At 64.3% G+C, this 22,885-nt stretch carries 22 protein-coding genes and 1 tRNA gene; 5 read left to right on the forward strand and 18 right to left on the reverse strand.

The window, feature by feature from the left end; all coding sequences use genetic code 11:
- Positions 1-22: 22 nt before the first annotated feature.
- From PSO31014_RS07955 to gatC, 11 genes are all read right to left on the reverse strand, one after another.
- Positions 23-1,741 (reverse strand): GspE/PulE family protein, encoded by a 1,719-nt coding sequence (locus tag PSO31014_RS07955; RefSeq protein WP_174976441.1) that lies wholly within the window; start codon positions 1,739-1,741, stop codon positions 23-25.
- Positions 1,725-2,186 carry a hypothetical protein gene (locus PSO31014_RS07960; RefSeq protein ID WP_150551106.1) on the reverse strand — a complete coding sequence of 154 codons (462 nt, stop codon included), beginning with the start codon at positions 2,184-2,186 and terminating at the stop codon, positions 1,725-1,727. The genes PSO31014_RS07955 and PSO31014_RS07960 overlap by 17 nt, the downstream gene beginning before the upstream one ends.
- A complete protein-coding gene (pilO2, locus tag PSO31014_RS07965) occupies positions 2,176-3,531 on the reverse strand; it encodes a type 4b pilus protein PilO2 (RefSeq protein ID WP_150551107.1) in 1,356 nt (451 codons plus the stop codon). The genes PSO31014_RS07960 and pilO2 overlap by 11 nt, the downstream gene beginning before the upstream one ends.
- 1 nt (position 3,532) lies before the next feature.
- Positions 3,533-5,305 carry a secretin N-terminal domain-containing protein gene (locus PSO31014_RS07970; RefSeq protein ID WP_150551108.1) on the reverse strand — a complete coding sequence of 591 codons (1,773 nt, stop codon included), beginning with the start codon at positions 5,303-5,305 and terminating at the stop codon, positions 3,533-3,535.
- Positions 5,306-5,355: 50 nt separating this feature from the next.
- On the reverse strand, positions 5,356-5,934 hold the full coding sequence (locus PSO31014_RS07975; RefSeq protein ID WP_150551109.1) for a toxin co-regulated pilus biosynthesis Q family protein: 579 nt from the start codon (positions 5,932-5,934) through the stop codon (positions 5,356-5,358).
- A gap of 55 nt (positions 5,935-5,989) precedes the next feature.
- Positions 5,990-6,637, reverse strand: a complete 648-nt coding sequence (locus tag PSO31014_RS07980) for a type 4 pilus major pilin (protein ID WP_174976442.1) — start codon at positions 6,635-6,637, stop codon at positions 5,990-5,992.
- A gap of 490 nt (positions 6,638-7,127) precedes the next feature.
- Positions 7,128-7,934 (reverse strand): polyphosphate kinase 2 family protein, encoded by an 807-nt coding sequence (locus PSO31014_RS07985; RefSeq protein WP_150551111.1) that lies wholly within the window; start codon positions 7,932-7,934, stop codon positions 7,128-7,130.
- Positions 7,935-8,061: 127 nt separating this feature from the next.
- Positions 8,062-9,534, reverse strand: coding sequence for an Asp-tRNA(Asn)/Glu-tRNA(Gln) amidotransferase subunit GatB (gatB, locus tag PSO31014_RS07990; protein WP_150551234.1), 1,473 nt, complete (start codon positions 9,532-9,534; stop codon positions 8,062-8,064).
- 127 nt (positions 9,535-9,661) lie between these two features.
- Positions 9,662-10,150: a hypothetical protein gene (locus tag PSO31014_RS07995; protein ID WP_425494858.1), complete on the reverse strand. Its 489-nt coding sequence runs from the start codon at positions 10,148-10,150 to the stop codon at positions 9,662-9,664.
- A 17-nt stretch (positions 10,151-10,167) separates the two neighbouring features.
- Positions 10,168-11,658, reverse strand: a complete 1,491-nt coding sequence (gatA, locus tag PSO31014_RS08000) for an Asp-tRNA(Asn)/Glu-tRNA(Gln) amidotransferase subunit GatA (RefSeq protein WP_150551113.1) — start codon at positions 11,656-11,658, stop codon at positions 10,168-10,170.
- A gap of 122 nt (positions 11,659-11,780) precedes the next feature.
- A complete protein-coding gene (gene gatC, locus PSO31014_RS08005; RefSeq protein WP_150551114.1) occupies positions 11,781-12,080 on the reverse strand; it encodes an Asp-tRNA(Asn)/Glu-tRNA(Gln) amidotransferase subunit GatC in 300 nt (99 codons plus the stop codon).
- A 550-nt stretch (positions 12,081-12,630) separates the two neighbouring features.
- Between gatC and PSO31014_RS08010 the strand changes: the two genes are divergently transcribed.
- The 5 genes from PSO31014_RS08010 (at position 12,631) to rodA (ending at position 18,757) form a co-directional block, all read left to right on the forward strand.
- Positions 12,631-13,674, forward strand: a complete 1,044-nt coding sequence (locus tag PSO31014_RS08010; RefSeq protein ID WP_010805637.1) for a rod shape-determining protein — start codon at positions 12,631-12,633, stop codon at positions 13,672-13,674.
- Positions 13,675-13,858: 184 nt separating this feature from the next.
- Positions 13,859-14,827, forward strand: coding sequence for a rod shape-determining protein MreC (mreC, locus tag PSO31014_RS08015; RefSeq protein ID WP_150551115.1), 969 nt, complete (start codon positions 13,859-13,861; stop codon positions 14,825-14,827).
- A 9-nt stretch (positions 14,828-14,836) separates the two neighbouring features.
- Positions 14,837-15,349, forward strand: a complete 513-nt coding sequence (gene mreD, locus PSO31014_RS08020) for a rod shape-determining protein MreD (protein ID WP_150551116.1) — start codon at positions 14,837-14,839, stop codon at positions 15,347-15,349.
- Positions 15,350-15,392: 43 nt separating this feature from the next.
- Complete coding sequence (gene mrdA / locus PSO31014_RS08025; protein WP_150551117.1) at positions 15,393-17,609, forward strand: penicillin-binding protein 2; 2,217 nt, start codon at positions 15,393-15,395, stop codon at positions 17,607-17,609.
- On the forward strand, positions 17,609-18,757 hold the full coding sequence (rodA, locus tag PSO31014_RS08030; RefSeq protein WP_150551235.1) for a rod shape-determining protein RodA: 1,149 nt from the start codon (positions 17,609-17,611) through the stop codon (positions 18,755-18,757). Before mrdA ends, rodA begins: the two co-directional genes overlap by 1 nt.
- A gap of 45 nt (positions 18,758-18,802) precedes the next feature.
- Here rodA and PSO31014_RS08035 read toward each other — a convergent pair whose 3' ends face one another.
- From PSO31014_RS08035 to PSO31014_RS08065, 7 genes are all read right to left on the reverse strand, one after another.
- Positions 18,803-19,516 (reverse strand): tetratricopeptide repeat protein, encoded by a 714-nt coding sequence (locus PSO31014_RS08035; protein ID WP_246176487.1) that lies wholly within the window; start codon positions 19,514-19,516, stop codon positions 18,803-18,805.
- A gap of 170 nt (positions 19,517-19,686) precedes the next feature.
- Complete coding sequence (locus PSO31014_RS08040; RefSeq protein WP_150551119.1) at positions 19,687-20,109, reverse strand: DsrE family protein; 423 nt, start codon at positions 20,107-20,109, stop codon at positions 19,687-19,689.
- A 38-nt stretch (positions 20,110-20,147) separates the two neighbouring features.
- Positions 20,148-20,534 (reverse strand): hypothetical protein, encoded by a 387-nt coding sequence (locus PSO31014_RS08045; RefSeq protein ID WP_150551120.1) that lies wholly within the window; start codon positions 20,532-20,534, stop codon positions 20,148-20,150.
- 179 nt (positions 20,535-20,713) lie between these two features.
- Complete coding sequence (gene queD / locus PSO31014_RS08050) at positions 20,714-21,154, reverse strand: 6-carboxytetrahydropterin synthase QueD (RefSeq protein ID WP_425494863.1); 441 nt, start codon at positions 21,152-21,154, stop codon at positions 20,714-20,716.
- A gap of 12 nt (positions 21,155-21,166) precedes the next feature.
- The gene (queE, locus tag PSO31014_RS08055; protein ID WP_150551121.1) at positions 21,167-21,802 is read right to left on the reverse strand and encodes a 7-carboxy-7-deazaguanine synthase; all 636 of its coding nucleotides are present in this window, start codon (positions 21,800-21,802) and stop codon (positions 21,167-21,169) included.
- A gap of 22 nt (positions 21,803-21,824) precedes the next feature.
- The gene (gene queC / locus PSO31014_RS08060) at positions 21,825-22,556 is read right to left on the reverse strand and encodes a 7-cyano-7-deazaguanine synthase QueC (RefSeq protein ID WP_150551122.1); all 732 of its coding nucleotides are present in this window, start codon (positions 22,554-22,556) and stop codon (positions 21,825-21,827) included.
- A gap of 216 nt (positions 22,557-22,772) precedes the next feature.
- Positions 22,773-22,848, reverse strand: a tRNA-Phe gene (locus PSO31014_RS08065).
- Between the last annotated feature and the right edge of the window lie 37 nt (positions 22,849-22,885).

Genomic DNA, 22,885 nt, shown 5'->3' on the forward strand with positions numbered 1-22,885 from the left:
AAACCAGTTTCGTGACAACGACTTACACACTCGCGAGTCGGCGCGGCGGCTGCGGCGACGTGGAGCCGCCCTTCCATAGTTGGAATTTTTTGAGCTTGTAGAACGCCGCCTCGATATCCTGCGGATCGATGCGACCCTGCGCCATCTTGTAGATCGCGTGCTCCATCGCCGACTTGCCGCACATGACGGGGCTCGTGAGATCGCCATCGTGGTACGCGCGCCAGTGCCGCTGCGCTTCCCAGAATTTCGACTGCCGCAACAGATCGAGCAATTCCTCGGTCAACTCGCACACCTCCGCCACGACCGTCTGCCCGGCCGTGCCGCGGCCCTTGCAGTGCCCGCACCCCTGCCCCGCAACACAGACACGCGCGGTGTCGATGCCAAGGCCACCGATCACGCTCAACGTCATCTCGTCGAGCTTGCCGACAGCCGGCAACTTGCAGTGATCGCACAGCACTGGAATCAGCTTCTGGTACACCATCGCGGTAAGAAAATTGGGGGAGGTCACGGCGGAGACCGGCATGCCGATCTCGTCGCTGATCAGACGCGGAATGATGCCGAAGGCGCTCGACGCGTGCACGGTCGAGAGCACCTGATGCCCCGTCTCGGTCATCGATTTCGCGAACGAGCCGGTCTCGACGTCGCGAATCTCGCCGGGCATGAGCTTGTCCGGATCGCCGCGCAGCAGCACTTTTGCCGCCGCACCAAACGCCGATTCGCCGTGACCGTCTTCGGCACGCCGCTGAATCGGGATCTGCGTCACATGGGGCTGGATGTACTCGACCGGGTCTTCGATGGAGAAGAATTTCTTACCCGCGTCGCGCTCGTACATCATCATGGTGCGCAAGGTCGTCGACTTTCCCGAGCCCGTCTCGCCGGCGATGATCGTCAAGCCCGGGCTGCGATACACGGCGTTCTCCAGCACCTCGACCTGATCTTCCGAATAGCCGAGTTCTGCGAGCGTCATGACATCGTCGTCGACCGCCTCGTTGACGAGCAGACGCAGCACGACATCGACGCCGCGATTCTCCTTGATGCTCTGCAGGCGCAGTTGATACTTGCGGTTGCGCAGGTTCAGGGGAATCGAGCAGCTCTGGTGCTGATCCTCGTCGAAGTGATTGTGGCTTCGGCTGCTGGGGTCGGCGCGCGAGTTGTAGGCCGCCGACACCGCATCGAGCATCGCGTGGTAGTCGCGCGACAGGCGATCCAGCTCGCTGGTGGCGCGCAGCTTGCCGTGAATGCGCATGCGCACGCGCACATGCCGCCCCTCGCGAAACTCGAAATGAATGTCGGACGCCCGTGCGTCGATGGCGCGCTCGATGATCAGATCGAAATTCCGATAGGCGCCGGTTCGCTGCTCCTCGGTGGGTGCGCCGGCGTCGCCGTTCTGTTGCAGACGCGACTGCATGAGCAGTATCTCTTCCGTCGTACCAACGTAGACGCCTTCAAGATCGAGTCGATGCGTCGCCCGTACCGCCTGTTCGAAACGCGAGAGCAGATCGGAGCCCTGCATGCGTACGAACGTCGTGTGTTCGAGCAACACCAGGAACAGACGCGGCTTGATGGCCACGAGCACCAACGACCCGTTCTCGGCACCCGCCAGGGTGATGCCGAGATCCTGACGCCAGCCCTGCGTTTGGATGTCTTCCAGGCGAAGGTCGGCGATCGGTCGTGCGACAGCGCCGCCGCGCGCGTTGACGCGCGAAAAGGCGGCTTGAAAGCGGTCAGAAAGCGTTGCCATCGCGTCGCCCCGGTGAGCCCTGTCTTGCGTTGCTCGTGGGTGCCGGGCCCATCGCATTGGGCAACAGCAGGCGACGCGGCTTGCCGCCTCGCGCCACGTCGACGAAGTCGCTGCCGATTTTCACCACCCGCCAGTCGCCGAACCGGTCGCCGTCGCTCACGTTGTAGCCGAAGCGGCCATCGACGCGCAAATAGGCCACCGTGGTCTCGTCGACGCCGTGAATGAAGAGCAGCTCCGGCGGCACGTCGGGTGCCCCCCCCGTCGTGGGCGAACGCTCAGCCCCTTTCGCCTCGCCCTGGGCGTCCGCGGCTTCCTGCGACGACTTGAGGTGGGCACGCGCAAAGGTGTCGATTGTCTCGGCGGCACGCACGGGCACGATCGACATCGGCAACGACAGCATCGCGGCCGTCGCGACCCTTGCGGTCAAGCGAAGCTTAGTGGACATAGTAGGTTCCTTGAGCGGAGAAGACGGGTTTGGTGTCGTCGATCACGATCGTCAACTCGTGCAACGACATGTTGCCGGCGCGCATCATCAGACCCGCCACGGAATCGACGAACGCCAGATGTCCGGCCATCTTCCATTCGCCCTTGGCGATCGGCGGCGGCACATCGCTGCGTCCCGCGACCTCCGGCGGCACTTTGACGAGCGGCTGAGGCATCGAGAGCGAGATGTCCATGCCGTAGTCGCCGAGCGATTGCAGACGGGCACCCGCCGTGCGCAGGAATTGCGTGCGCGGCACCGGCGTCACACGCGCATCGCCCTCGTCGGGATCGTCTTCGTCGTCGGCCGGCGTTTGCGCGACAGCCTTGGCCGTCGCGGCGACGGCGGGCTTCGACACCGGCGCGACGGTGTCGGCGGGCGTCATGGACTCCGTCGCGTGGTCGAGGTCGACGATCTGCGCGTTCGGACGTTGCGAGAGGAGCAGATCGAATGTGCCGCCCTCCTGGCGCTGCCACTGAATCTCACAGTCCTGCGTGTTGCACGAAATGGCGGCGGGACGCCATCCGCCCGCGCTCGCCGGCAGCGCCTGAATCGTGTATTGCAGTCGACGCGCATACGACGCACCAGCCGAGAAGGGCTCAGCGGCGATGGCGCGCGCAAGCGCCTGCTTGTAGACGTCGACCGGATCGACCCGATTGGCCGCCGCGAGCTTCGCCTGCTGCATGTCGTCATACCAGGACCATCCCCACCACCCGGCGCCACCGACGAGACAGAGCGAGGCGAGCGAGAGAGCCGCGATTTTCAGTTGCCGTGCCGGCAGGGGCTTGCGCACCGCCTGCAGACACGCCTCGCGCGACGGTTCCTGATCGACCTGCTTCGCGATGTCGTCGAGCGTGAGCGCCACGTCGGCCACGCCGAAACTCAGGGGCGCCACGCCGGCAATCGTGATTTCGCCGTCGATCTCCGCGGCCCATTGTTCCAGCCGCGCGCGCACGTCGGACGCCGGCACCACCAGATCCAGTTCCGGACGGTGCTCGCGCAGCGTGATGAGGAGCGTTGCCGCGGCGTTGTCGGGGTCGGGATGCAGAAACGCGACATTCGGCGCATCGACCATCGCACCGAGCACGGCGCCCAGCGCGTATCGCTCCGGCGTGCCTTGCACCTTGATGACCGCGTCCGTTGAAAACAGGCCGACGGTGCGTGTACCGGCGCCGTCGTCGGCCACGGCGAAGTGCGATGCATCCCGGCTCCTGGCAAGCCCACGGATCTCCGTGGCTTCCTTCTGCAAGCCGATCAATGTCTCCCACTGCCCACCGACGACGAGATGGTTGGACAATATGCGCGTCATGTCACACGCCCTCTGTCAGTTCCGGCGAAATCAGGATGACGACTTCCTTGACCTGCTGACGCGCCTCCTTCGTGCCGCCTTCGTAGTTGAAGATGCCGTCGCGATCGGTTGCATCGTCCTTGCGGCGGAAGCCGCTGAGCACCAGCGTGTCGCCCGACTTGAGCGATGCCCGCTGCATGGTCTGGATCGACGCCGTGATCGGCAACTGCATGAAGGTGCCCACGCCGAGACCGTCGTCGCCGCTCCCGCGACCGCCCTCGCCCTGGCCGCCAATGCCCACCTGCACGCCATCGGTTCCGATTTTCGCGCTCACGTCCGTGCCTGAGCCCGAGCCCTCTCCGGCGCCCGCGTTGCTGCCGCTCGGCGTTTCCTTGCCCGTGCGCAGGTTGATCTTGTCGAGCTTCCTGAGGTCGGACATGTCGATTTGCACCTGCAACATCACGCTTCGGTTGTCCATGAGCGTTGGCAACAGATTCATCACGAAGCCGGTGGTCAGCACCGACTGTTCGGCGGTCACGACCGCTTGACCGCCGTAGTTGCCAGGTGTCATCTTCGTTTGCGCGACGAAACCCTGATTCTGGGTGACGGCGACCGGCGCCGGTTGATTGTTCAGCGTGACGACCGTCGTGTCGATCACCGTACTCACGCGCCCCTGCTGACTGAGCGCGCGGATGAAGGCGTTGGAGCCCTTGAATCGGCCGGTATCGATCGTTCTGAGCTGCATGCCGCCTTTGCGCGCCATGAGAGAACCGCCGGCTGCTGGGCCGGCCAGGCCCAGCGTGATACCGCTCGCCGCCTGATACACCAGATCCCAGTCGACGCCCGTGGCCGAATTTTCCTCGAGCGAGACCGAGTACACCTGCACGCGCAGCTTGACCTGACGGCCGAGTACCGCGTTCTCCGCGTCGATATAGCTCGCCACGCGTTCGATGACGTCGGCCGAGTCGCTTACGACCAGCGAACTCGTCACGACGGACGGCGTGACGCGTCCGCCCTCGGAGAGCATGTCGCTCACCGTCTTGACGAGATCCGTCCAGTAATCGAGTTCGGATTCGACGCTGACCTTCGCGTCGGCATTGAAGCTCAGATCGACGCCGCCGGCCGAGCCACCCGCCCCGCCACCGCCCGAGGCACCGCGACTGGCCTGCATTTGCGACGCCTTGCCCACCGACGCCCGATACGAAGAACTGCCGGGCATCATCTTGATCTGGAAAGTCCGCGTGACATACCGCGCGAAATGAACGACGCCGTCACGGTAGGTCCAGTGCGTTCCCGTTCGAAACGCAATGGTGTCCAACAGTCCCGACAGCGTGCCGGCGTATTGCAGCGGCACGGTCGGCTCGCCCGTGTCGGCGCAATTGAGCTGGAAGAGATTTGCCGGGCTGCCGCCATTGCCGCCACGATTCGCGGCGCGCGGTCCGCCACTCGCGGCGCACGACACGTCCGAGGCCATGCGGATGGTCAACCCGTTGCCGCGTGCCACCTGGGCCAGCACGACCGACATCGGCAACGGCGCGCCGGTCGCGAAGCGCACATTGCGCTTGAAGAAGTCCGGCAAGGCTATCGAGGCGTTGATCGGGACGGAACGTTTCGCCAGCCATGCCCCCTCAACGTGCTCGATGGCGCGAATCGGGACCGCCGCATGTGTGTCGAACGCCGATTGCGCGTTCGTCTGCACCTGAGAAACGTTGGCGTCGGTCTTGGAGAGCATGCCGGGCGTGCCGCACGCCGTCAGGAACGTAGTGGCGCACAACACGCCAAGTCGCTTACTCATGGATTACCGCTTCCGTGATGAGGGCTGCGCCGGGGGGAGCGCAACGCTTGTTATTGAGTGGCGTGAACGACGCGCAGCACGCGGTTGGCCTCGTAGACTTTCACGCGAATGGGAGCGTCGGTGTTCTGCAACGAGACCACAACCTGTTCGACGATGCCCAGGAAGTCGCCCGTGAACGTGGCCGGATACTCGATGGGGAAGTCGCGATCGATCTCCCAGGCGAGTTGCCAGCCGTGCGCCTCCAGGTAACGCTGAAGCGCCACAGAGACGCGGCCGTCGCCCGGCGACATGAGCAGTTCGAGAAGCTCGCGCACTTCGACCTGCGCAAGCGGTTCCGACGCGGCGATGGCCGGCGACGGCGATACGGCCGATACAGGCAATGCGGGCAATGCGGACGTCAAGCCCCCCTCCGGCAGCGCATCGTTCGACAGTGCCGTGTCCAGCACTCTCGCGAGCGGCGGTGGCGGCGATACGGCCGCCGCCCTGCCGGACATCAACGGTTTGTGACTGGCGAACGCGATCTGCAGATCGGACGATCGAGGCGCCTCTTGAGACCGTTCGACAGCGACAACCGTACTCGACCAGACGGTTGTCGCGACGGCAGCGGTCAGCACGCTTTTGATGTGCATGTTTTCCTCACGTCGAATTCAATGCCGAAATACCGGACGGGGTTCGATCATGGGTTCAGGAGCCGCTGATGGTGAACTCGAGCTTTGCCTTGGTCAGGTCGTTTTTCTGGCCCGCGTCGTCTCCCCCCATATTCGAGGATTGACACGCCGCCGCCAGGTTGCCCATCTCGAAGGGCTTTTTCAGATTCTTGAGATTCGTACCGTTCACGGTGACTGTCGTGAAGTTCGAGTGCAGCGTCGTCATGAACTTCTGACATTGATCGCTGGGCACATCCTCCGACGTCACCTGAACCCCGAAATTCGGCCCATCGTTGATCTTGGCCGTGATAGGTGCCATTTTCAACGTTCCGCCGAAGCGATTCAGATATTCGCCGACCGTGCCGGCCGGAGACGGGGTAATCGAGCCGAACAGACCCATCTTGTCCATATCCTGCGGGCTGGTCTTGGCCGTCAGTTGCCCGGAAAGCACGGCGTTCTGAATCGACACCACGGCCATCTGCCAGTCCTTGATCTCCTGGTTCACGCGCACGGAGTTCATCAGCCTGGGCACACCCACCATCGCCCCCGCCATGATCAGCCCCATGACCGCGACGGCGACGGACAACTCGACCAGCGTCACACCGCGCTGGCCGCGCTTGATCCACCGACCCTTCATCTTGTTTTTCATTTGCACGAGTGCGCCCTCGTTCACTTGCATGTCCATACCCCTCTTCCTGAGCAAATCGATTGGAAAAGCCGCGCGCCTTTGCGGTGACATCCGTGCGCTGCGACAGGGGCGATTTATGCCTGAACCCCCGGCACCGCGTTATCGCGTGTTGTCCGAATTTTTCGCAAATTGACAATTCCGGGGGGCAGGAAAGCCCCCATCTGCGTGCCAATTTCGATAAGACGATATCTATCGCCAAAGGACGAGCGAGCGCCTTGGAGGGAGTTCAATGCAAGGAGGGGCAAGGATCGACGCGAACGAGTGTCGCGATAAGGGTCGTCGTGGCCATCAGAATCGGCCTAACCGCAGCAAGAGTATTCCCAACGTCGCGTGCCGACGTCATCATTCAGCGGTTTCACAAGGCGCGTGGCGCGCCTGCGTACGCAGATCGGGACGGTGACGCAACGCGGCGTGGAAGACCGGACGCACAGCGGATTTCGCCGCCCGCCGCCGAAAACGCGACGCCGGACGCGTCAGCGCACCGCAGTCATTCCACCTTCATGCCCGCGAGTTCCGGTCGTGCGGGCGGGTAGGACAGATTCAGATCCGTCAGCGCCTGCACCAGCAACTCAGCCACCATCAGGTTGCGGTGACGTTTCGAGTCGGACGGCACGACGTACCACGGCGCGTGCTCCGTCGACGTGGCCGATAGCGCCGCCTCGTAAGCCTTGGTGTAATGCGGCCAGAAGCTGCGCTCCTTGAGATCGTTCAGTTCGAACTTCCAATGCTTGTTCGGATCGTCGATGCGCTCCTGCAAGCGCTTGCGCTGCTCGTCAGACGAGATATACAGGAAGCACTTGACGATGCGCGTGTGGTTGTCGGCCAGCAGACGCTCGAAGTTGTTGATGTGCGTGTAGCGTCGCTTGCACTCGTCGGCATCGATCCAGTCGTGCACGCGCGTGATGAGCACGTCTTCGTAATGGCTGCGATTGAAGATGACCAACTCGCCCGCCCCCGGCACGACGCTATGGACACGCCACAGAAAGTCGCGCGCCAGTTCCGTGGGCGTGGGCGACTTGAAATTCGCCACGCGAATGCCGAGCGGATCGACGTTCTGGAACACCGCGCGAATGGTGCTGTCCTTGCCGCTGGTGTCCATGCCCTGCAACACGAGCAGGACACGTTGCCGGCTGTTGGCGTGCAGAAGCGTCTGCAACTCGTCGAGCTTGAGCGCCAGCTCGGCCAAGCGCGCCTTGTCGTCGCCCTTGCTCTCGCCCGTAAACGGTGTGTCGGCCGGATCGTAGCCCGACAGGTCGAGCTTCTTGCCAAGCGGTACGCGGTATTTCTCGAACATCGCCAACTCCTCGTGACAGGCTTGCGGGCTAGTATCGCGCAAAAACAAAAGCGCGGCGCCAAACTGGCCACCGCGCTTTTTTACCTGAGGGATTCTCGCCGCCGCGTTGGCGGCGGGTCCTCCCGCGTCAGGCCCCGAGCTTCTTCTTGAGCAACTCGTTGACCTGGGCCGGATTGGCCTTGCCCTTGGTGGCCTTCATCGCCTGACCGACCAAGGCGTTGAACGCCTTCTCCTTGCCCGCGCGGAACTCTTCGACGGACTTGGCGTTGGCGGCCAGCACCTCGTCGATGATCTTCTCGATCGCGCCCGTGTCGGTGATCTGCTTCAGCCCCTTCGCGTCGATGAGGCGATCCGCCGCGCCCTCATCGGTGGCGCGCTCCTCCCACATCAACTGGAAGACCTCCTTGGCGATCTTGTTGGAGATCGTGTTGTCGGCGATGCGAGCGAGCAGACCCGCGAGCTGCGCGCTCGAGACCGGACTTTGCTCGATGCCGATGTCTTCGCGGTTCAGCAGGGACGACAGCTCGCCCATGATCCAGTTCGCGGCCGGCTTGGCACTCGCCTTGCCCGCCTTCGCGACCACGGCTTCGAAGTATGACGCTTGCGCTTTCGATTGGGTGAGCACAGCGGCGTCGTAGTCGGACAAGCCGTACGACTCGACGAAGCGCGCCTGCATGCCGGCGGGCAGCTCGGGCAACCCGGCACGCACGCGCTCGATCCATTCGTTATCGATCACGAGCGGCAGCAGATCCGGATCCGGGAAGTAGCGATAGTCGTGCGCGTCTTCCTTGCTGCGCATCGAACGCGTTTCCTTCTTGTCCGGATCGTACAGACGCGTTTCCTGCACCACCGTGCCGCCGTCTTCGATCAACTCGATCTGACGGCGCACCTCGTACTGGATCGCCTCTTCGAGGAAGCGGAACGAGTTCAGGTTCTTGATTTCGGCACGCGTGCCGAATGCCTTCTGACCGACCGGACGCACGGAGACGTTGGCGTCGCAGCGGAACGAGCCTTCTTGCATGTTGCCGTCGCAAATACCGAGCCACACCACCAGGCCGTGCAAGGCCTTCGCGTACGCCACGGCCTCGGCCGCGCTGCGCATGTCGGGCTCGGTCACAATCTCGAGCAGCGGCGTGCCGGCGCGGTTCAGGTCGATGCCGGTCATGCCGGCGAAGTCTTCGTGCAGCGACTTGCCCGCGTCTTCCTCAAGGTGCGCGCGCGTGAGTGTCACGACTTTTTCATACGCTTCGCGACCGGTGCGGGCATCCGCGTCGACCTGGATCTTCAGCGAGCCGCCCTGCACCACCGGGATTTCATACTGGCTGATCTGATAGCCCTTCGGCAGATCGGGATAGAAGTAATTCTTGCGCGCGAAAATGCTGCGCGGTGCAATCGTCGCCCCAATGGCCAGGCCGAATTCGATCGCGCGCTCGACAGCCCCGCGATTGAGCACCGGCAACACGCCCGGCAGCGCCAGATCCACGGGACAGGCCTGCGTGTTGGGGGCCGCGCCGAACTGCGTCGATGCGCCCGAGAAAATCTTGGAAGCGGTGGAGAGCTGTGTGTGCGTCTCCAGACCAATAACGACTTCCCATTGCATAAGGTTCACCCTGTCTCAACTTGTCGGCATGGCGCGTTCGCCCTGCCCTTGCCGCCGGTCGTCGCCGCGACGGTGACGCTCCGGCCTCTGTTCCTGCTCGCCGATGCTGGCTTGCGCTGGTTCGCGTCTACCGGCGAGTATCCGCCGCGCAAATCCCAGAGCGCGGATCGAAACTCACCGGCCAGGCGTTCTGGTAAATGCCCGGCGTGCAATACGCCTCGCAATTGGCATGACCGATGGTCACGTTGCCCGGATCCTGCCAGATGAGCAGCTTGCAGCTCCCGCTGTTCGCCCGCAGTTCGATGCTCGGACGCCACTGCGTCTGGTGGAAATCCGCCAGATTGAAGTGGCAGCTCCCGCGCTGGCCGACCCACAGACGCCAGTCGAGCGACTGCACCTGGTTGGACACCACCTTGAGCGTTGCCTGTTCGCGAAAACCGTCTTCATCCGTCTGCGAGCAGTAACCCGACAGATTGATCTCGCGGTAGGCGATCGGCGTCGGACGCCCGATCGGCAGGCTGCACGACGCGAGCGTGAGCACCGTGCCGGCGAGCGCCAGCCCCTTCGATGCCCACGCGGCGACGCGCGCCCCCTGCGGTGCGAGCGACGTTGTCAAACGTTGGCCGCGCACGATCAGACGCCCGCCGGAGCGCGCTTGTGCCAGTCGGTCGCGCGCTGGAACGCGTCGGCCACTTGCAGCAGGCGGGCTTCGTCGAAGTAGTTGCCGATCAGTTGCAGACCGACCGGACGCGCGTCGCGTCCCGCGCCGACCGGCAGGCTCATCCCCGGCAAACCGGCCAGGCTCACCGACAGCGTGTAGATGTCGGCCAGGTACATCTGCACCGGATCGGCGCTTTTCTCGCCAAGGTTCCACGCAACCGACGGCGCCACCGGACCCATGATGACGTCGCACTGCGCGAACGCATTCTGGAAGTCCTGCGCAATCAGACGGCGAATCTTCTGCGCCTGCAGGTAGTAAGCATCGTAGTAGCCGTGAGAGAGCACGTACGCGCCCACGAGAATGCGGCGTTTGACTTCGGTGCCGAAGCCTTCGGCGCGCGACTTCTTGTACATGTCGAGCAGATCGCGGTACTCGGCCGCGCGGTGGCCGTAGCGCACGCCGTCGAAACGCGACAGGTTCGACGAGGCTTCGGCCGGTGCCAGCACGTAGTACACGGGAATCGACAGTTCGGTCTTCGGCAGCGACACCGGCACGCGCACGGCGCCGAGCGTCTCGAACTCACGCAGCGCGTTGTCGATCGCTTCGCGCACGTCGGCGTCGAGGCCTTCACCGAAGTACTCGGCCGGCAAGCCGATGCGCAGACCGGCCAGCGGCTTGTCGGCCGTTGCGCCGTCGAGCGGCTTGCCCAGACCCCGCGCGAAGTCTTCGTCGGCGCGGTCCAGGCTGGTCGAGTCGCGTTCATCGAAACCCGCCATGCCGTTGAGCATCCACGCGCAATCCGCCGCGCTATGACCGAACGGGCCGCCCTGGTCGAGCGACGAGGCGAACGCGATCATGCCGTAACGCGACACGCGGCCATACGTCGGCTTGATGCCGGTCACGCCGCAGAAAGCCGCCGGCTGACGGATCGAGCCGCCGGTGTCGGTCCCGGTGGCGACCGGTGCGAGACGCGCGGCCACCGCGGCGGCCGACCCGCCCGACGAGCCGCCGGGCACGGCGCGCGTGTCCCACGGGTTCTTCACCGGGCCGTAATACGAGTTTTCGTTCGACGAGCCCATGGCGAACTCGTCCATATTGGTCTTGCCCAGCGTGACCATGCCCGCGTGCGCCAGGCGCTCGACGACGGCGGCGTCATACGGACTCACGTAGTTCTCGAGCATGCGCGAGCCAGCGGTGCTGCGCCAGCCACGCGTAACGAATACGTCCTTGTGGGCAACGGGAATGCCCAGCAACGGCCGGTTCGCGCCCTCGCCGGCGGCGATGCGTGCGTCGGCGGCACGCGCCTGCGCGAGGCTTGCCTCGGCGTCGACGTGCACGAAGGCGTTCAGGTCGGCGGCCCCGGCAATGCGGTCCAGGTAGTGCTGCGTCAGCTCGACGCTCGAGACGCGCTTGGCGTCGAGCGCGGCGCGCAAATCCTGCAAATGAATCAGATCTTGTTCCATGGTGGCTGCTGTGCGCTATCGCGCATGAAGGCATGAGGACATGCGGGGCGCCGAGGGCGCGCGGCTCTGCGTTGCACGAGCGTCCGGCGCGCCGGGCACACACATCGCGCAACGGGCCGGACTCATTCGATGACCTTCGGCACCAGATAGAGGCCGTCCTGCAAGGCGGGCGCGGGACGCTGATTGGCCTCGCGATCGACCTGCTCCGTCACCGCGTCGGTCCGCAGGCGCTGAGCAACGGCCTGAATTTGTTCGATCGGATGCGCCAGCGGGGCCACACCTTTCGTGTCGACCGACTGCATCTGCTCGACGAGCGCGAAGAAGCCGTTCAGCTCCTTTTCCATGTGAGCGGCCTCGTCATCGGCCAGCTCGAGACGCGCGAGGTGGGCGATGCGTTTGACGTCTGAGAGATTCAAAGCCATGAAGAAATCCCGAAAAAATGCGCATTGGAGAGCAGCCGGGTGCATGCCTGACGCCAATATTAGGGACAGAATGCGGAGAATGTGCGGACGGCGTTGGGCTCGTCTGCCGTTTTACTCCGTGCACCGGGCTGCGCAGGAGGGCTGGCGCGCCGTGCCACAAGGCTCCCGGCGGGCGCACCGGGGGCGTCGAATGGGGTGTCAACGTGCTCGTTTTTCCTGCAAAACCTGCGAAATTATAAGGTATCATTGCGCATTAAATTTGCGTCGGAGCGTGTTTTTGCACCCTTCGCCGCTGTCGCGCAGGTGGGCCACGGCCAGTCCGGGGGGCGCGACAGACGTTCGCGCAGTCCATTGGAAGACCCTGACGCGACGGATGGATAACGGCAGTCCCGCCTCCTGCCCGGTACCGCATTCCTCGGTTTGTCCGCACGTTTCGCGAGCCGCCGCGTGGCGTCTGGCGATTTTTTTGCGAACAGGCCGGAACCCAGATGACAGGCCGCCGTCCCAGTCACATCCATTGGGACGGCCTCACGCAGACACAGGATTTTGCATGTTCGGTTTTCTTCGAAGCTATTTCTCCAACGACCTGGCCATTGACCTGGGCACCGCCAACACGCTCATCTACATGCGCGGCAAGGGCGTCGTGCTCGACGAACCGTCGGTCGTCGCCATTCGCCAGGAAGGCGGCCCGAGCGGCAAGAAGACGATTCAAGCCGTCGGCAAGGAAGCCAAGCAAATGCTTGGCAAGGTGCCGGGCAACATCGAGGCGATTCGCCCGATGAAGGACGGCGTGATCGCCGACTTCACCGTGACCGAGCAGATGATCAAGCAGTTCATCAAGATGGCTCACGAGTCGCGTCTGTTCTCGCCGTCGCCGCGCATCATCATCTGCGTGCCGTGCGGTTCGACCCAGGTCGAGCGCCGCGCCATCAAGGAAGCCGCGCACGGTGCGGGCGCCTCGCAGGTGTACCTGATCGAAGAGCCGATGGCCGCGGCCATCGGTGCCGGCCTGCCGGTCTCGGAAGCCACGGGCTCGATGGTCGTCGACATCGGCGGCGGCACGACCGAGGTGGGCGTGATCTCGCTGGGCGGTATCGTCTACAAGGGATCGGTGCGTGTCGGTGGCGACAAGTTCGACGAAGCCATCGTCAACTACATCCGCCGCAACTACGGCATGCTGATCGGCGAACAGACCGCCGAAGCGATCAAGAAGGAAATCGGCTCGGCCTTCCCGGGTTCCGAAGTCAAGGAAATGGAAGTCAAGGGTCGCAACCTCTCGGAAGGGATTCCGCGCGCCTTCACCATTTCGAGCAACGAAATCCTCGAAGCGCTGACCGATCCGCTCAACCAGATCGTGTCGTCGGTGAAGATCGCGCTCGAACAGACGCCGCCGGAACTCGGTGCCGACATCGCCGAACGCGGCATGATGCTCACGGGCGGCGGCGCGCTGCTGCGCGATCTCGACCGTCTGCTCGCCGAAGAAACCGGCCTGCCGGTGCTGGTGGCCGAAGACCCGCTCACCTGCGTGGTGCGTGGCTCGGGCATGGCGCTCGAGCGCATGGACAAGCTCGGCAGCATCTTCTCTTACGAGTAAGCCAACGTGCGTGGTTCGTCGTCAGGCGCGGTGGGGCCATCCCTTCCCCCCCTCGCCCGACACGACTGGCCACGCAGCAAGACCATGCGCACGGAGCTTGTCATCATGCCGCGCCGTCGCACCCGACTGACACCATTCGTGCACCGCGGCACCTCGCTGCGCGTGCTCCCCTGAAGGGCCCACCATGCAGTACAGTCCGCCGCCACTGTTCAAACAGGGTCCGTCGGCGTTGGCCCGGCTGATCTGTTTCGTCGCGCTTGCCATCGGCCTGCTCGTGGTCGACTCGCACTACAACACGCTGGAACGGGTTCGGGCCGTTGTCGGCACCGCCCTGTATCCGGTGCAACGCATGATGCTTTTGCCGCGCGACGCCATTCTCGGCGTGGCGGGCTTCTTCTCGACCGAATCGCAACTCTCGGGCGAGAACCGGGCGCTTCTCGCGCAAAACCTCGAACTCTCCGTGCAGGCCCAACGCAATAACCAGTTGACCGCCGAGAACGAACATCTGCGCCAGATGCTCGCCTTGCGCGAGCGTCTGCCCGTACCGAGCATTCCCGCCGAGATCGAATACGACACGCGCGATCCGTTCACGCAGCGCGTGGTCATCGATCGCGGCACGAAGCACGGCGTGAAGCTCGGCGCCCCGGTGGTCACGGAACAGGGCCTGCTCGGTCAGGTCTCGCGCGTCTTCCTGCTGCAAAGCGAAGTCACGCTGCTTACCGACAAGGAGCAAGCCGTGCCCGTGCAGGTGACGCGCAGCGGTGTGCATAGCGTGATCTACGGCGGGCTGCGCGGCAACGTGCTCGACCTGCGCTTCATTCCGCTGTCGGCCGACGTCAAGGTCGGCGACGAAATCGCCACCAGCGGCCTGGACGGCATCTACCCCGCCGGCCTGCCCGTGGCCCGCATCACCAAGGTCGACCGCGTCTCCGACACCGCGTTCGCGCGCATTCTGTGTCAACCGGTGGCCAATCTGCGCAGCCAGCGTCAGGTGCTGGTGCTGCAATACACCACGCCGCTCGCCCTGCATCCGGACGCCGCTGCCGATCTCGCGCGCGCGTCCGATCCGTCGGCAAGCGGCGAGAAGCCCGGCCAGAAGGGCGGCACGCGCGCCGATCCGAAGCGCGCCCCGGCCACCCGCAAGGGTCATTGAGGAATCGACATGTCACGACCGCAATACATACTGCTGCCGGTCAATCCGTACTTCATCGCGCTCAGCCTCGTGGTGGCGTTCCTGGTCAACCTGATGCCGTGGGGCCACGCCCCCGCCATGCCCGACTTCGTCGCGCTGGTGTTGATGTTCTGGAACATCCACCAGCCGCGCAAGGTGGGCATGGGCGTGGCGTTCCTCGTTGGCCTGCTCATGGACGTGCACAACGCCGGCCTGCTGGGCGAGCACGCGCTCGCTTATACGTTGCTGTCTTACGGCGCTATCATGATTCACCGCCGTGTCCTGTTTTTTACGCTGCTTGGTCAGGCGCTGACGGTGCTGCCGTTGCTGATGCTCGCGCACGTGGTGCCATTCATCATTCGTCTGGCGACCGGTGCGGCGTTTCCGGGCTGGTGGCCGCTCGCGGCGGGGTTTGTCGAAGCCCTGCTCTGGCCGGTGATCAGTATCCTGTTGCTGGCGCCGCAGAAACGCGCCGTCGACCGCGACGACACGCGTCCGATCTGATGGGCCCCGTCCCCACCCGATCGCGCCACCGAGCCCTGCTTGCATGACCGAGTTCAAGAATCCCCAGCAACAACTGCAGACGTTTCATCTGCGGATCACGGCGGCTGCATTTTTCGTGCTGATCTGCTTTGGCCTGCTCGGCGTACGCTTCGTCTACCTGCAGGTCTTCCGCCATAACCAGTACGCGCTGCAGGCCGACGAAAATCGCGTCTCGCTCGCCCCGATCGTGCCCAACCGGGGCGTGATCATGGATCGCAACGGCGTGGTGCTCGCGCGCAATTATTCCGCTTACACGCTGGAAATCACGCCGTCGAAGATCGGCCGTCCGCTCGAAGATCTCATCACCGATCTGTCCGACGTGATCGAGATCACACCGCGCGACCGCGCCCGCTTCAAGAAGCTCATGGACGACAGCAAGAGCTTCGAGAGCCTGCCGATCCGCACGCGCCTGACCGACGAGGAAGTTGCGCGCTTCACTGCGCAGCGTTTCCGTTTCCCCGGCGTGGATGTGCACGCTCGGCTCTTCCGTCAGTACCCGCTGGGCGAGACCGCCGCGCACGTGATCGGCTACATCGGCCGGATCTCGCAGCGTGATCGCCAGCGTATCGAGGCGATGAGCGAAGAGAACGACAGCGACAGCGCCAAGTACGACATCCGCCGCGACGTCAACAACTACAAGGGCACCGATTACATCGGCAAGATCGGCGTCGAGCAGAGCTACGAGACGCAGCTCCACGGCATCACCGGTTTCGAGGAAATCGAAGTCACCGCCGGTGGCCGCCCGGTGCGCACGATCTCGCGCACCCCGGCCACGCCGGGCGACAACCTGGTGCTGTCGCTCGACATCAAGCTCCAGCAAGTGGCCGAGCAAGCGTTCGCCGGGCGGCGCGGCGCCGTCGTCGCCATCGAGCCGAAGACGGGCGACGTACTCGCGTTCGTGTCGGCACCGAGTTTCGATCCGAACATGTTCGTCGAAGGGATCGACCAGCAAAACTGGGACGCCCTGAACAACTCGCCCGACCGGCCGCTGCTCAATCGTCCGTTGCGCGGCACCTATCCGATCGGCTCGACGTACAAGCCGTTCATGGCGCTCGCCGCGCTCGAACTGGGCAAGCGCACCACGAGCTGGGGCTTCCAGGACACGGGCGCGTTCACACTCGGGAACCATACGTTCCGCAACGACGTTCGCAACGGCCAGGGTTGGATCGACATGTACCGTTCGATCGTGGTGTCGAACGACACGTATTACTACATGCTCGCGCACGATCTCGGCGTGAACGCCATTCACGACTTCATGGCGCCGCTCGGCTTCGGTCAGTTGACGGGTATCGACATCGAAGGCGAGGCGCGCGGCATTCTGCCGTCGACCGAATGGAAGCGCAAGGCGTACAAGACGCCCGCGCAGCAGAAGTGGTACGACGGCGAGACGGTCAGTCTGGGCATCGGGCAAGGCTACAACTCGTTCACGATCCTGCAACTTGCGCACGCGACGGCCACGCTGGCCAACAATGGCGTGGTGATGAAGCCTCACCTCGTGAAGGCCATCGAGGATCCCGTCACGCACGCCCGCCAGCTCACCGTGCCGCACGAAAGCGCACGGCTGCCCTACAAGCAGGCGAACATCGATTTCGTCAAACGCGCGATGGTCGGGGTGATCAAGGAAGGCACCGGCCGCCAGGCGTTCGCGGGCGCGCCGTACGAGGCCGGTGGGAAGACCGGCACGGCGCAGGTCTACTCGCTCGGCAAGAACGAGAAGTACAACCACAACGCCATTCCCGAATTCAAACGCGATCACGCCTTGTTCATCGCCTTCGCCCCCGCCGACGACCCGAAGATCGCCGTCGCGCTCATCGTCGAGAACGCCGGATGGGGCGCCGCACAAGCCGGTCCGGTCGCCCGTCGTCTGCTCGACTACTACCTCATCGACGAGCCGAAGGAGCGCGCCGCCGAAGCGGCGGCGTTGCAGGCGGCCGCTTCGGGGCCGGCCGCGGCGTCCGGCGCCTCGGCCGTGTCCGCAGCGGCGCCCAATGCCGCAACCGCCAGCGCTGCCGATCTGAGCGGCCGCACGACCGTGGCACGCGTTGCCCCGGTCGCGTCCAACGCGACGGCCAGCGTATCGCGTACCGCCGACGGCAAGGCTTCCGCCGCCGGCACACCGAAGCCCGCGCCGGCGCCGCTTCGTCAGCCCGCCGTGAGTCCGACCGTCGCCGACGAAGCTCGCCATCGCGCGGCCATTCGCGCGCAAGGAGGAACGCCATGATGGCGCTCGACAAACATACGTGGAAACAGCAGGTGAAGCGCCTGTTCGTGGGTTTCGACAAACCCCTGGCGCTGATCGTCTTCCTGCTGTTGTGCGTGGGACTGGTCACGCTCTACAGCGCCAGTATCGATGTGCCCGGGCGCGTGGAAGACCAGGTGCGCAACATCGTGCTGACGTTCATTCTGATGTGGCTGCTGGCGATGCTGCCCACGCAGACACTGATGAAGTTCGCGGTGCCGCTCTATACGGCCGGTATTGCGCTGCTCATTGCAGTCGCAATGTTCGGGCTGACGAAAAAAGGGGCGAAGCGCTGGCTGAACGTGGGGATGGTGATCCAGCCGTCCGAGATCATGAAGATCGCCATGCCGCTGATGCTGGCGTGGTACTTCCAGAAGCGCGAAGGCAATATTCGCTGGTTCGACTACCTGGTCGCCATGGTGTTGCTCGGCTTGCCCGTGGGGCTGATCGCCAAACAGCCGGACCTCGGCACTGGCCTGCTGGTGGCTGCCGCCGGACTTTACGTGATTTATCTGGCCGGGCTGTCCTGGAAGCTGATTCTGCCGGTACTCGTCGCGGTCGTGATCGGCATCGGCACCGTGCTCGCCGTGCAGGACAAGATTTGTCAGCCGGGGGTCGAATGGTACTTCCTGCACGACTACCAGAAGCATCGTGTGTGCACGCTGCTGGACCCGACGTCGGATCCGCTCGGCAAGGGCTTCCATACCATCCAGTCGGTCATTGCCATCGGCTCAGGCGGCACGACTGGCAAGGGCTGGCTCAAAGGAACGCAGGCCCACCTCGAGTTCATTCCCGAGAAGCACACCGACTTTATTTTCGCGGTGTTTGCCGAAGAGTTCGGGCTGATCGGCGAAGCCGTTCTGCTGGTGCTGTATTTGCTGCTGATCGCGCGCGGACTGGTGATTGCGGCCTCCGGTGCCACCTTGTTCGGGCGGCTGCTGGCGGGGTCCGTCACGATGATCTTCTTCACCTACGCCTTCGTGAACATGGGCATGGTGAGCGGCATTCTGCCGGTGGTCGGCGTTCCGCTTCCGTTCATGAGCTACGGCGGCACCGCGCTGGTGACGCTCGGCCTGGGGATCGGCATTCTGATGAGCGTGGCGCGCGAGAAGCGTCTGATGCAGAGTTGACGGTCCGGCGCGCTGCGCCGACCGGTGATTCGCGGTGACGGATGGTCACCAGCGGGCCGACGCAGGGGAGGTGGGCATCGGCACCCGATTCATCGCGTCGAGCTTGCCTTGGGCGGCCACGTCGCCCTGGGCGGCGGCCTTTTCGTACCATAGACGCGCGCGTCCGATATCCGGCGTCACGACGCCATAGCCCCGCTCGTAGTAGCTCGCCACGATGTACTGCGACGGCAGATCGCCACCGCGCGCGGCTTTCTCGTACCAACCAAACGCCGTCTTGTAATCCTTGGGGACGCCGCGCCCGATGAAATACTCGTTGGCGATGGCCGCCTGCGCCTGCACATGGCCCTGCTTCGCCGCCTTTTCGTACCAGAGATTGGCCTGGGGAATCGATTTGCCGACGACGTACCCGTCGTCGAACATCTTGCCGTAGACGTATTGCGCCTGGGTCATGCCTGCGTTCGCGGCGCGCTCGAGCCACTGCACGGCGCCGCTCGGATCGGGCGTGCCGCCCTCGCCGTTGAGCAGCATCATGGCGTAGTCGAATTGGGCGAGACGATTGCCCTGCTCGGCCGCCCGGCGAAACTCGCCGAGCGCCTGCGACTGCTGGCCCGCCTCATAGTGCTGCACGGCCTGATCGGTCAGTCCCTGGGCTGGGGCTTGCGCGGCGGCGACCGCATAGGGAATCGGCTGGCAGGCCGCGCCCACCAACGTGGCGGCAAGACCGGTGAGCAGCCGGCGCATGGCGTAAGACGTCGACATCGCGAACCTCCTGAGACAGGCTTTGGTCGTATTGTGCGCCAAATGGAAAAGACGCGCCGGGGCCCATGCCGGTTCCGGTTTCGCCGTCGTGTCGACAATCGAGATCGCATCGCCCAATGCAAAAGCCCCGGCGTCGGGCCAGGGCTTGGATGGGAGGCAAGACGTCCGACTTACGGCTTGATGTACGCGTACCCCTTCTGCTGCAAGCGCGTGAGTTCGACGACACCGGACGGCGTGAAGTCCGCGTCGAGCACAAACTGGTCCTTCTTCAGGTTGCGCTGCTTCATCGTGATTTCACACACCTCGAACTTGACGCCACGCGCATGCAACGCCGCGATCAGCGGCCCGACGGTCGCGGCATCCTTGTAACTTTCCATCAGGAAGTCGACCCCCTTCGCGTGCGCCACGACCACGATGTCGGTATCCGGCACCGTGTCGAGCTGGTTGCGAACGTTGCGCAAAGCGGCCAGCGCCTGTTGCTCGGCGTCGTTGATGTGGTACACGACCTTGTCGCGCGCGAACGCCTGTGTGGCAGGCACGGCGAGTGCCGTAAACAGGAATGCGGCCAGCAAGCCGCGCAGCAGCGTCTTCATTTGCGGAGTCTCCTATTGGTTACGTGGTGTCAGCCGCATCATAGCGCGTTGGCCCGCCCCAGGGCATCGCTCGAGCCCGGCGCGCCGGGCGTCACATCCCGCACCGAATACGGCGGCGGCCCCTCCCACCCCGCGTCGGTCTGCGTCGCGGCGTCGGAACGTCCCTCCCGCCCCTCTCGCGCCGGATCGGGCAACCGCGCATGGCCTGCGGGTCCCGAGCTCACAAAATCCGCTCGGAAATCGCCATGATCGAGCGGCGGTGCACTTGGCTGCCGCCGTGGGAGCACGGCAGCCACCGGTCGATTCGCCACTTGATCCAGGGAATGCAGATTGCCGTGCGAGTCTCGCCGCCGCATCGCGACAAGCTGCACGAAGGTCTGCACGTTCTGCGCAATCACGTCGCTGCCCGCTGAAATTCTTGTCATGCCAACTCCTGAAATGAAAAAACCCGCCAGACTCAAGATCTGGCGGGTTGGCACTTTCGGTCAGGTGGCCACCGGCCGCCGTCGAATTCGCCGGCGGAAGTGTCGAATTCGGGGCGGCGTGGGCGTCATCCCAGCGGCGGGGGCTGCATCAACGAGGATCGCGCAAGCGTCGAAGCGAATTACGCCGTGACTTCCGACCAGCAATTCGGCGTCTCGTATAAACGCAGGCGCACCAGGCGCAGGTCGCGGCCGTAATGCGCGTCAAAAACGTGGCTCAGCGTGTCGAAGGCAGCGGCCGCCAGATTCTCGACGGTCGGCACGCGATCGAAGACTACCGTCTTGTGGTCGGGCATCGTCTCGAGAAAATTGCGCACGGCCGTGTCGCCTTCGTAAACGAGGAACGCGTGGTCCCACACCGACACGAGATGCTCGTTGGCCAAGGCCTTCACGTCGGCGAAGTCCATCACCATGCCATTGTCGGATGCGCCGCTCTCGCGGCTCACTTCGCCCGCGAGCGTGATCTCGAGCACATAGCGATGCCCGTGCAAGTTACGGCACTGGCTTCGGTGGTCGGGAATGCGGTGGCCCGCATCGAATTCGAGTTTCCGGGTAATCGTAATCACGGCAACGGCTCAGGGAATATTCAGGTATTTGTGCGTCTGCATCGACAACGACCAGCGCGGATGCGCTTTGCAATAGTCGATCGCCAACTTCGTATTGGTGTCGCGCAGCGGTCCGTCCATCGGCTGGAGGTAGAAGTACTGGAAATCGAGCGCTTCGTACTCAGCCAGACGTTGGCGATCTTGCGGCACCACAACTTTCAGCTCATCGCCGCGCGTGACGATCAGCTCGGCATCGGCCTTCGGGCTCACGCACACCCAGTCGATCCCCTCGGGGATCGCTTGCGTGCCGTTGGTTTCCACCGCGATGCGGAAGCCTTCGGCGTGCAGCGCGTCGATGAGCGGCGCGTCGAGCTGGAGCAGCGGCTCACCGCCCGTGCACACGACGAACCGGTGTGCGCGGTCGCCCGCCGGCCACAACGCCGCGATCTGCGCGACGAGATCGGCCGGCGTACGGTACTTGCCGCCATTCTCGCCGTCGGTGCCGATAAAGTCGGTGTCGCAGAACTGGCAGACGGCGTCCGCGCGGTCCTCTTCGCGGCCGGTCCACAGGTTGCATCCTGCAAACCGGCAGAACACCGCCGGACGTCCGGCATTGGCGCCCTCGCCCTGCAAGGTGTAGAAGATTTCCTTTACCGCGTACGTCATGATGCTCTCGATTCTCCCAGGATCAGACCGCGCCGCGATCCTGATCGTGACCGCGTGCGCGCCATTGCTCGAAACCGCGCTGGCGCAACTGGCACGCCGGACATTCGCCGCATCCGTAGCCCCACGGATGCAGCACACTGCGCTCGCCCAGATAGCATGTGTGCGTGTCTTCGCGCACGGTCTCGACCAGCGCGTCGCCGCCCAGGTCCTGCGCCATCTGCCACGTGTCGGCCTTGTCGATCCACATCAGCGGCGTCTCGACGATAAAGCGCTGGTCCATGCCCAGATTGAGCGCGACCTGCAGCGCCTTCATGGTGTCGTCGCGGCAATCGGGGTAGCCCGAGAAGTCCGTCTCGCACATGCCGCCCACCAGCACGCGCAAACCGCGTCGATACGCAATGGTCGCACCAATCGTCAGGAACAGCAGATTCCGGCCCGGCACGAAGGTGTTCGGCAGCTGGTTCGCCGCCATCGCGATCGTGGTCTCGCGCGTCAGCGATGTCTCGCTGATCTGGCCCAGAATCGACAGGTCGATCATGTGATCGTCGCCGAGACGCGGCGCCCACTGCGCAAACCGCATTCGCAGCTTGGCCAGCACGTCGGTGCGGCATTCCAGCTCCACGCGGTGACGCTGGCCGTAATCGAAGCCCAGCGTTTCGACGCGCGCATAGCGCGACAGTGCCCACGCGAGGCAGGTGGTCGAATCCTGTCCACCGGAGAACAGGACCAGAGCGGAATCGGTGCTTGTCGTCATGATCTTGCGCTAGCAGTATCGCCCTCGCCGTCAGGGCGACGGGGGCCGGGACACGCGCTTGCGGCCGCCCCTCGGGCAGCCCGCGTGCGGGATAGGTCACGCGATTGTGAACCGCGACGCCCGGCGCGGCTATCGCCAAGGCGTGATACCCATCATCGGGCAGCGTTTTCGTTCAAACGCAAAAAGGGCTTGCGATGTGCGCAAGCCCTTCGAATTTGGTGGCCTGGGTCGGAATCGAACCAACGACACGCGGATTTTCAATCCGCTGCTCTACCAACTGAGCTACCGGGCCAAGAGAAAGCGATTATAGAGACTGCCGACGCTTCGCG

The sequence above is a fragment of the Pandoraea soli genome (assembly GCF_902459595.1).
Classification (GTDB): Bacteria; Pseudomonadota; Gammaproteobacteria; order Burkholderiales; family Burkholderiaceae; genus Pandoraea; species Pandoraea cepalis.

Excerpts from the sequence above, each read along its gene's own strand:
- PSO31014_RS07955 (WP_174976441.1), bottom strand. The coding sequence starts at position 1,741 with ATGGCAACGCTTTCTGACCGCTTTCAAGCCGCCTTTTCGCGCGTCAAC.
- PSO31014_RS07960 (WP_150551106.1), bottom strand. The coding sequence starts at position 2,186 with ATGTCCACTAAGCTTCGCTTGACCGCAAGGGTCGCGACGGCCGCGATG.
- pilO2 (WP_150551107.1), bottom strand. The coding sequence starts at position 3,531 with ATGACGCGCATATTGTCCAACCATCTCGTCGTCGGTGGGCAGTGGGAG.
- PSO31014_RS07970 (WP_150551108.1), bottom strand. The coding sequence starts at position 5,305 with ATGAGTAAGCGACTTGGCGTGTTGTGCGCCACTACGTTCCTGACGGCG.
- PSO31014_RS07975 (WP_150551109.1), bottom strand. The coding sequence starts at position 5,934 with ATGCACATCAAAAGCGTGCTGACCGCTGCCGTCGCGACAACCGTCTGG.
- PSO31014_RS07980 (WP_174976442.1), bottom strand. The coding sequence starts at position 6,637 with ATGGACATGCAAGTGAACGAGGGCGCACTCGTGCAAATGAAAAACAAG.
- PSO31014_RS07985 (WP_150551111.1), bottom strand. The coding sequence starts at position 7,934 with ATGTTCGAGAAATACCGCGTACCGCTTGGCAAGAAGCTCGACCTGTCG.
- gatB (WP_150551234.1), bottom strand. The coding sequence starts at position 9,534 with ATGCAATGGGAAGTCGTTATTGGTCTGGAGACGCACACACAGCTCTCC.
- gatA (WP_150551113.1), bottom strand. The coding sequence starts at position 11,658 with ATGGAACAAGATCTGATTCATTTGCAGGATTTGCGCGCCGCGCTCGAC.
- gatC (WP_150551114.1), bottom strand. The coding sequence starts at position 12,080 with ATGGCTTTGAATCTCTCAGACGTCAAACGCATCGCCCACCTCGCGCGT.
- PSO31014_RS08010 (WP_010805637.1), top strand. The coding sequence starts at position 12,631 with ATGTTCGGTTTTCTTCGAAGCTATTTCTCCAACGACCTGGCCATTGAC.
- mreC (WP_150551115.1), top strand. The coding sequence starts at position 13,859 with ATGCAGTACAGTCCGCCGCCACTGTTCAAACAGGGTCCGTCGGCGTTG.
- mreD (WP_150551116.1), top strand. The coding sequence starts at position 14,837 with ATGTCACGACCGCAATACATACTGCTGCCGGTCAATCCGTACTTCATC.
- mrdA (WP_150551117.1), top strand. The coding sequence starts at position 15,393 with ATGACCGAGTTCAAGAATCCCCAGCAACAACTGCAGACGTTTCATCTG.
- rodA (WP_150551235.1), top strand. The coding sequence starts at position 17,609 with ATGGCGCTCGACAAACATACGTGGAAACAGCAGGTGAAGCGCCTGTTC.
- PSO31014_RS08035 (WP_246176487.1), bottom strand. The coding sequence starts at position 19,516 with ATGTCGACGTCTTACGCCATGCGCCGGCTGCTCACCGGTCTTGCCGCC.
- PSO31014_RS08040 (WP_150551119.1), bottom strand. The coding sequence starts at position 20,109 with ATGAAGACGCTGCTGCGCGGCTTGCTGGCCGCATTCCTGTTTACGGCA.
- PSO31014_RS08045 (WP_150551120.1), bottom strand. The coding sequence starts at position 20,534 with ATGACAAGAATTTCAGCGGGCAGCGACGTGATTGCGCAGAACGTGCAG.
- queE (WP_150551121.1), bottom strand. The coding sequence starts at position 21,802 with ATGACGTACGCGGTAAAGGAAATCTTCTACACCTTGCAGGGCGAGGGC.
- queC (WP_150551122.1), bottom strand. The coding sequence starts at position 22,556 with ATGACGACAAGCACCGATTCCGCTCTGGTCCTGTTCTCCGGTGGACAG.